Source organism: Actinomyces polynesiensis, assembly GCF_000820725.1.
Classification (GTDB): Bacteria; Actinomycetota; Actinomycetes; order Actinomycetales; family Actinomycetaceae; genus Pauljensenia; species Pauljensenia polynesiensis.
Genome location: NZ_CCXH01000211.1, coordinates 1 through 7,797, shown reverse-complemented (window position 1 = coordinate 7,797; position 7,797 = coordinate 1). Strand labels below are relative to the sequence as shown.

The 7,797-nt window shown below is 71.2% G+C and carries 6 protein-coding genes, 1 tRNA gene and 1 pseudogene; 1 reads left to right on the top strand and 7 read right to left on the bottom strand.

Annotated features, from left to right (window positions below; translation table 11 throughout):
- Positions 1-31 precede the first annotated feature (31 nt).
- The 7 genes and pseudogenes from TA90_RS09140 to TA90_RS09110 form a co-directional block, all read right to left on the bottom strand.
- Positions 32-1,118, bottom strand: a pseudogene (locus TA90_RS09140) (BMP family lipoprotein).
- Positions 1,119-1,241: 123 nt separating this feature from the next.
- Positions 1,242-2,321, bottom strand: a complete 1,080-nt coding sequence (locus tag TA90_RS09135) for a mannose-1-phosphate guanylyltransferase (RefSeq protein WP_043535895.1) — start codon at positions 2,319-2,321, stop codon at positions 1,242-1,244.
- Positions 2,318-3,796, bottom strand: coding sequence for a glycosyltransferase 87 family protein (locus tag TA90_RS09130; protein ID WP_043535894.1), 1,479 nt, complete (start codon positions 3,794-3,796; stop codon positions 2,318-2,320). Before TA90_RS09130 ends, TA90_RS09135 begins: the two co-directional genes overlap by 4 nt.
- A gap of 202 nt (positions 3,797-3,998) precedes the next feature.
- Positions 3,999-4,622, bottom strand: a complete 624-nt coding sequence (locus TA90_RS09125; protein WP_043535893.1) for a 50S ribosomal protein L25/general stress protein Ctc — start codon at positions 4,620-4,622, stop codon at positions 3,999-4,001.
- 146 nt (positions 4,623-4,768) lie between these two features.
- Positions 4,769-5,749, bottom strand: a complete 981-nt coding sequence (locus TA90_RS09120; protein WP_043535892.1) for a ribose-phosphate diphosphokinase — start codon at positions 5,747-5,749, stop codon at positions 4,769-4,771.
- A 53-nt stretch (positions 5,750-5,802) separates the two neighbouring features.
- Complete coding sequence (locus TA90_RS09115) at positions 5,803-6,837, bottom strand: bifunctional UDP-N-acetylglucosamine diphosphorylase/glucosamine-1-phosphate N-acetyltransferase GlmU (protein WP_043535891.1); 1,035 nt, start codon at positions 6,835-6,837, stop codon at positions 5,803-5,805.
- Between the two features lie 78 nt (positions 6,838-6,915).
- A tRNA-Gln gene (locus TA90_RS09110) sits at positions 6,916-6,989 on the bottom strand.
- A gap of 73 nt (positions 6,990-7,062) precedes the next feature.
- On the opposite strand from TA90_RS09110, the gene TA90_RS09105 reads away from it, so the two are divergent.
- Complete coding sequence (locus tag TA90_RS09105) at positions 7,063-7,683, top strand: TetR/AcrR family transcriptional regulator (protein WP_043535890.1); 621 nt, start codon at positions 7,063-7,065, stop codon at positions 7,681-7,683.
- Positions 7,684-7,797 lie beyond the last annotated feature (114 nt).

Sequence of the window (7,797 nt, the reverse complement as noted above, 5' to 3'; positions counted from 1 at the left end):
CCCCCGACGGTGGGGTCGAGACCTCAGCCGATCAGCTCGGCGAGTTGTCGGACTCCACGGTGATGGTACCGTCCTTGACCTGGGACTCGAGGTCCTCGAGCTGCGACTTCAGCTCGTCGGGGACCTTGTCCTCGAAGTCGTGGAACGGGGCGATGCCGACACCGCCGTTGGCGATGGTGCCGATGTAGTCGTCATGCGTCCAGGAGTTGTCCTGGACCGACTTGACGGTGTCGTAGACGGCCTGGCCGATCTCCTTCACAACGGAGGTGAGGATGATCGAGGCGTACTCCGGCTGCGTCTCGTAGCCGTCGGCGTCGACCCACACGACCGACACGTCCCCGGCCTCCTTCGCGGCCGCCAGGGTGCCGGCGCCCACGGGGCCGGCGACGGGCATGATGATGTCCGCACCCTGCTGGATCAGCTGCTCGGAGAACTGCTTGCCCTTCGAGACGTCCTCGAAGTCACCGGTGGCCATGCCCTTCTGGGTGGCCTTGTCCCAGCCGAGGAGCTCGACGGAGGTCCCGTTGGCCTCGTTGTACTTCGCGATGCCGTCGGCGAAGCCGTCGGCGAAGACCGCGGTGGAGGGGATCTGGCCGCCGAGGAACGTGCCGACCTTCCCGGTGGAGGTCATGCCGGCGGAGGCGTAGCCCGCGAGGTAGGCGGCCTCAGCGGTGTTGAAGACCAGTGCCTTCGAGTTCTCCGGGGCGTCGGCGAAGCTGGAGTCGACGAGGGCGAACTTGATGTCCGGGTTGGCCTTGGCGGCATCGTTCATGGCGTCCGCCATGAGGTAGCCGACACCGATGATCAGGTCGCAGTTGCCCTGGACCATGTTCGCGATGTTGGAGACGAAGTCCGCGTCCGACTGCGACTCCGCGTAGGCCACGTCGACACCGAGCTCCGACTTGGCCTTCTCCATCTTCGTGGCCGGACTGGTTGAACGACTTGTCGTCGAAACCGCCGGAGTCGGAGACCATGCAGGCCTTGATCGAGGCACCGGTGGCGGCGCCCGACTGGTCACCGGACTGGTCGCCGGATGCGGCCTCGGGTGCGGCTCCGCAGCCCGCGAGCGCGAGCGCGGCAGCGGCCGCGACCGAACCGAACTTGAGGGAGTTCTTCACTGTTGTTCCTCCTGGGACATTGGGGGCGGCCGTTGTGACGGCACGTCACACAATCCTAACCAGTGGACGGGGGCCCTCTCGGCGTCGTTGCCCAATCGCAACCAGCTCTTGGCAATCGCGCCCTCAGAGCAGGTCGGACCTGCCCTCCTCACCGAGGGCGTCGACGGCCCGCTTGACCTCCTGCGCTGCTGCGTCACGCGTGACGAGGACCGCGTCCGGCGTCGTCACCACCACCAGGTCCTCCACCCCCACCAGCACCACCCGTTGGCCGGTCTCCGTGTAGACCACCGTCCCCGGGGCGTCGACGCGCAGTGCGTCCCCGACCTCCCCGCGGACCTCACCCAACGCACGGAAGTCCCCCAGGTCCGTCCACCCGATCCCCGCGCCCGTGGGCACCACTGCGACGCCGCCCTGCGCGGCGACGGGTTCGGCGACCGCGTGGTCGATGGCGATGCGCTCCAGGGTCGGCCAGGTCTCCTCCAGGACGGCCTGCTCGCCGTGCCCGCCCCACGCCTTCGCGATCCGCTCGAGCCCGCGGTCCAGGTCGGGGTGCAGACGCGCCAGGTGGTCGGTGAGGACCCCGGCGCGCATGACGAACATGCCGGCGTTCCACACGTATCCCTCACCGAGGTGGCGTCGCGCGGTGGCCGGGTCCGGCTTCTCGACGAAGCTGGTCACGAGCTGCGCCCCGGGGACGCCCGGGAGGTCCGCGCCCGGGTGGATGTACCCGTAGGCGGTCGAGGGCTCCGTCGGCGTGATCCCGATGGTCGTCACGTAGCCCTCACGCGCGGCGCCCACGGCCGTGTCCAGGGCCGCGAGGAAGACGTCGGGGCCGGTGATCAGGTGGTCGGCCGCGAAGGACCCCACCACCGCGTCCGCCCCGTAGCGACGTCTCACGAGGTAGGTGGCCAGGCCGATGGCGGGCATCGAGTCACGTCCGGAGGGCTCGATGACGAGGTGGCGGTCCGGGTGGCCGTTGAACTCCGGGAGTTGTCCGAGCACGGCCCCGCGGTGGGCCGCTCCGGTGACGATCGTGATCGAGGCCGCCCGCGGGGTGAGCCGGTCGACCGTGGCCTGGAGCAGGGTGCGCCCCGACCCGGTGAGGTCGAGGAGGAACTTCGGACGGGAACGCCGCGACAGGGGCCACAGCCTGGTCCCCGCGCCGCCGGCGGGGATGATGACGTGCAGGTCGGTGCCGCTCATGTGTGGTCCTCCGGTTGGGTGGGGGCGTGCTGGGCTGGGAGGTCCCGTCCGGGTGTCGCCCCGACGGGGACGTCCCGCTCGGGGACGTCGTGTGCGGGGGCGTCCCCGGCGGGGGGTGTGGCCGTGGGCCCCGGATCGACGAGGGCGGCGCCGCCCTCGTCGGCGGACGGGACCGTCGTGGCGCGCCATGCCGCGCGGCACATGGACACCGCCAGCACCACCACGAGGACGTTGCGCGAGATCATGACGACCGTGCCGAGCAGGAACGTCCACCCGGTGGAGCCCGAGTAGAGCCACCCGTAGGTCGTCGGGTACGACAGCTGCGTGAGGAATGCGGTGACCACCAGGGCCGGGGCCCACCACTGCGGCAGACGTCGACCGCCCAGGGCGATGGCGACGGCCGAGACCGGCACCCACCACATGACGTACTGCGGGGAGAACACCTTGTCGGTGGCCAGGAGCACGCCGACCAGCGACGCGGCACAGAGGGACACCGGTGCGGGGTCCGCACGGCGGGTCCGCCACATGCGCCACGTGGCGGTCACGACCCACGCCACCAGCCCGACCTGGGCGAGCGACCCCAGCGCGAGGGTCGCGGTGACGCCGGGACCGGAGAAGTCCCAGGAGTTCGCGTCCGACAGCTGCGCCGTCCACGTCGAGGGCGAGACGGTGCGGGCCAGCAGGATCCAGGAGGCGAGGACGGTCTCGACCTGGAGCCCGCGTCCCGACTGCCACCCCAGGGGGGACAGGAGACGGTCCCACCCGGCCACCGCCACCGACACCACGACGAGGGCGAGGCCGGTCGCGGTGAATCCCACGACCTCGCGCCGGCGGGTGCTGCGCCGACCGAGCACGAGGGGCCAGGCGATGACGGGCCAGAGCTTGACGCCGGTCCCCAGGGCGACGGCCACCGACCACCCCGACCGTCCCCGTGCGAGGAGGACGCAGGCCAGCGCCAGCAGCGCACCGGGGAGGAGGTCGAAGCGGTAGAAGGTGATGGGGCCGAGCGCTCCCAGGCCGAGGAGGAAGACCACTGCGGCCCGCGCGCCCGCGCGCCTGTGGGGAAGTGCCAGCAGTGTCCACGTCGTGGCGGTGGCGATGACGACGCCCAGGGCGACGAAGAGACGGAAGTAGGAGTCGGCGGTGGTCGCCACCAGGCTCGGCAACCACAGGAGCAGGGCGACCGGGGTCGGGTACTCCCTCATCGCACCCGAGAGGCCGTTGCGGGTGATCCACTCGGCCCACTGCTGGTAGTAGTGGACGTCGTTCTCGACCGTGCCACGGGGGGTGAGGAGGTGGGAGAGGAGCAACGCCGCAATCGCCACGAGTGCGGAGCCCCCGACGAGCGCGCCCGTTCCGCCCTCCCGGGGGACACGCGGCGGGTCGGGGTCGGGCGGCACCGTGGGGTCGCGCGGCGCATCGGCATCCGGGGACGTCACGGTGTCGCCCGACGAACCGGCATCACCGGCCGTCACGGCACTGCGCGGTCCCCGGGACCCGTCCGGCACGCGGGTGGACGGACTCCCCGGAACGTGCACCGCAGCGCCCGCGGCCACCGCGTGGCTGGCGGACGGGGTCCGGACCTGGGGAACATCGGGCACCCGGCCATGCTATCCGAGACGCACAGCGGGGCCGCACCTCCCGGTGCGGCCCCGCTGGTGGTCTGGGGAACCAGGTTCACTCGGCCTCGGTGGCCGCCTCGTCCCCGGCGGGCGCCTCGCCCTCGGCGGGCTCCGTCGTCTCGGCGGGCTCCTCGGGCTCCTCCTGGACCTCCTGGATGGAGAGGATGTCCTGCTCGGGGTCGAGCTCGATCTCGACGCCCTCCGGGACGGGGAGATCGGAGACGCGGATGACCGCACCGATCTCGAGGCCGGTGATGTCGACCTCGATGCCCTCGGGGATCGCGGTGACGGGGGCCTTGACCGGGATCTCGAACTCCTCGACGTTGTGGACGGTGCCGGGGGTGGGCTCGCCGACCACGACCAGCGGCACGGTGACCTGGACCTTCTCGCCGGCCTTGATGGCGAGCAGGTCGACGTGCAGGATCGCGCGGGAGACCGGGTGGCGCTGGATGTCCTTGACCAGCGCGAGCTGCTCGGCGTCAGCCGTCTTCAGCGTGACGACGGCGTTCTTGTTGGAACGCACGATCAGGAAGAGCTCGTGGGCCGGCAGGTCCAGGTGGACGGGCTCGCCCTCGTGGCCGTAGACGACGACGGGGACCAGGCCCGCGCGACGGGCGCGACGGGCCGCGCCCTTGCCGAACTCGGTGCGAACGGTGGCGGACAGGATCTCGGTGCTCATGGTGTGTCTCCTCGACGGTTGCGGTGGTCGTCCCGCTCCGGCGCGGGGGACCCCGACCACGGCCGGGGAGCCCTGTCGATCACGGCGACGGCACCGTGCCGTCGCCCTCGCCGGAGCAACCCGGACAGTCTACCGCCCGGGTGGCCTCAGGCGACGCCTTCGAAGAGGGATGTGACCGATCCGTCCTCGAAGACCTCCTTGATCGCTCGGGCCAGGAGCGGCGCGATGGGCAGGATCGTGAGGTTCGAGAACCGCTTCTCCGGGGTGATGGGCAGGGTGTCGGTGACGACCACCTCCGTGGCGCCCACCTCCGCGAGACGACGGGGAGCGGGGTCGGAGAGGACACCGTGGGTGGCGGCGACGATGACCGACTGCGCGCCGGCGTCGTAGAGGACCTTCACGGCCTCGGCGATGGTTCCACCCGTGTCGATGAGGTCGTCCACCAGGACGCACTGGCGCCCCGCCACGTCACCGACGACCCGGTTCGCCACGGCCACGTTCGGCCGCGTCGTGTCGCGCGTCTTGTGGACGAAGGCCAGCGGGCAGTTGCCGAGCTTCGCGGCCCACTTCTCCGCGACGCGGATGCGGCCGGCATCGGGGGAGACGATGGTGACATTGGCGAGGTCGACCCGACGCCGCACGTAGTCCACCAGGACCGGCATGGCCCAGAGGTGGTCCACGGGCCCGTCGAAGAAGCCCTGCTCCTGGGAGGCGTGCAGGTCGACGCTCATCACGCGGTCGGCACCGGCCGTCTTGTAGAGGTCCGCCACCAGGCGCGCCGAGATGGGCTCACGCCCCTGGTGCTTCTTGTCCTGGCGCGCATAGGGGTAGAAGGGCGCGACCGCCGTGATGCGCTTGGCCGAGGCCCGCTTGGCGGCATCGATCATGATCAGCTGCTCCATCAACCACTTGTTGATGGGCGCGGTGTGGGACTGGAGGACGAAGACGTCGGCCCCGCGCACCGACTCGTTGAAGCGGACGTAGATCTCGCCGTTGGCGAAGTCGTAGGCGGTCGTGGAGGAGACCCCGCAGCCGAGCTCCTCCCCCACCTGTGTCGCCAGATCGAGGTGTGCCCTGCCAGAGACCACGACCAGCCGCTTCTCGCCGCTCGCCACCAACCCGCTCATGCGGTCGTCCTTCCGCTCCGCCGCAGCGCCCGAGGGACTCGGTCAGGCACCCGTCACTGCCCACCGAGGACGCTGAACGGCTCGCCCATCGTATCGGCTGGGATGTCGACATCCGCACCCCAGGACGCCGGGAGGACGCATCCGGCGCCCACACGTGCGTCGCTGAGGGTCGTTCCGGGACCGATCTCACACCACTCGCCGATGCTCGTGGTCCCCCGCAGCGACGTGGCGGGGTGGATCGTCGTGTCCCGTCCGATCCTGACGTCGACGTCGATCCACGTGCTGGCGGGATCGGTGATCGTGACGCCGGCCCGCATGTGGGACCCGCAGATGCGGCGGTTGAGCTCGGCCCCGAGCTCGGCGAGCTGGACCCGGTCGTTGCAGCCCCGGGCCTGCCAGACGTCGGCGAGCTCGAGCGCCCCCGCCCGTCGACCGGCGGGAGCCGCGGCGGCGAGGACGTCGGTGAGGTAGACCTCGCCCTGGTCGTTGTCCGTGCCGACCCGTGCCAACGCCTCGGAGAGGAAGCGGGCGTCGAAGGCGTAGATCCCGGCGTTGATCTCCGTGATCGCCTGCTGCTCCGGGGTCGCGTCGCGCTGCTCGACGATCGCGCTCACCGCGCCGGTGGACGGATCGCGGAGGATCCGGCCGTACCCGGTGGGATCGGGGACGCGGGTCGTGAGCACCGTGACCGCGTCAGCGGCGCCCTCGTGGACCCGCACCAGTTCCTCCAGGGTGTCGGCGCCGAGGAGGGGCACGTCGCCGTAGGTGACCAGGACCGTCCCCTCGACCTCCCCCGCGGTCTCCCGCAGTGCGGCGAGGCCGCACTGGACGGCCCTGCCGGTCCCGGGCACCTCGTCCTGGTCGGCGATGACCGCCTCGGGTGCCACGCGTGCCACCTCGGCTGCCACCAGTTCCCTCTGGTGGCGCACGACGGCGACGAGGTGGAGCGGGTGGACGCCCTCCGCGGCACGCAGGGCGTGGCCGATGAGGGACAGCCCCGCCAGGGGGTGGACGACCTTGGGCAGGTCGGAGTGCATCCTGGTCCCCTGGCCTGCGGCGAGGACGATGACGGCGACGGGCTGGGACACGGGTCCTCCTGCGGTCGGTCCGGTGTCGGGTGCACGGGCAGTCCCCACGACCGGTCCGGGTACCGGTCAGCGCACCCGTGGCTCCGCCCCCAGGATTCGAACCCGGACCCAGGGCACCAAAAACCCCTGTGCTGCCATTACACCAGGGCGGAAGGGCGCTCCGATTCTGCCACACGGCATCGCGGGGCGGGAACGGGTCCCGGCTGCGTCCACTACGGTGGGCCCATGGCCGAGAAGCGCACGCGGATGAGCGGGTTCGCCCGACGGGAGCAGCTGGTGACGGTGGGTCGCTCCCTGTTCGCCTCGAAGGGGTTCGACTCGACCAGCGTGGAGGAGATCGCCTCCAAGGCCGGGGTGTCCAAGCCCGTCGTCTACGAGCACTTCGGGGGCAAGGAGGGGCTCTACGCGGTCGTCGTCGACCGTGAGGTCCAGCGCCTCGTGACGCAGCTCCAGGCCTCCCTGGAGTCCTCCGAGCACCCCCGCGAGATCCTCGAGAACGCAGCCCTGACCCTGCTGGACTACATCGAGGGCAACTCCGACGGGTTCCGGGTCCTCGTGCGTGACGCACCCGACGACCGCACCTCCGGGTCCTTCTCCTCGGTCATCGGCGACGTCGCCGTCCAGGTCGAGCACCTGTTGGCCGACCAGTTCGAGAACTCCCACATGGACCCGACCTGGGCTCCCCTGTACGCGCAGATGATGGTCGGCCTCATCGCGCAGGTCGGCCAGTGGTGGCTCGACGAGCGCCGCATGCCCAAGGACGTCGTGGCCGCGCACGTGGTGAACCTCGTGTGGAACGGCATCCGGAACCTGCGTCCGGACCCCACCCTGCGCGTGCGTTCCTGAGGGAACCCCGAGGCCGGGGTCGTCCTCGTCCTCGTCCCCCCACGGTCGTCCGGACCCACGGACCCGTCCGACCGTCCCCCCACGGTCGTCCGGACCCACGGACCCGTCCGACCG